Origin of the sequence: Vibrio sp. 10N.222.49.C9, assembly GCF_041474985.1 — a bacterium.
GTDB classification, from domain to species: domain Bacteria; phylum Pseudomonadota; class Gammaproteobacteria; order Enterobacterales; family Vibrionaceae; genus Vibrio; species Vibrio crassostreae_C.
The window spans coordinates 1-301 of the sequence record NZ_JBFRVD010000282.1 but is presented as its reverse complement, the minus strand read 5'-3'; the positions used below and the strand labels follow the sequence as shown (position 1 = coordinate 301).

Below are 301 nucleotides of genomic sequence, written 5' to 3'. Positions count from 1 at the left end.
TCTGTCTGACTCGATATCTGCTAGTAGGAACACTATTGCTCAATAGCCTAGTCGATACCTTGTTTTTAAATGAACAAACAGAACAGATCACCCAGCAGACCGATTTTATTGCCACAGATTTGCATCAGTTTAATCAGCAGTTGATTGACGGAAAGGCTGCAGAATACGAGGAAGATGATAGCCTACTGGGCAGCGCGAAAAGAACGTGGAATAACGTAACCAATGGCTTTGAACAAACCAAGCAAGAGATGCAACAAAGCTTTGATGAACTTCAGGAAAAAACAGAGTCTTTAGTCATCAA

The 301-nt window shown here is 41.2% G+C and carries 1 pseudogene; it reads left to right on the top strand.

Annotation, left to right across the window (positions count from 1 at the left end):
• Window positions 1-35 precede the first annotated feature (35 nt).
• A pseudogene (locus AB4585_RS23145) lies at window positions 36-301 on the top strand (hypothetical protein); the annotation flags it as partial.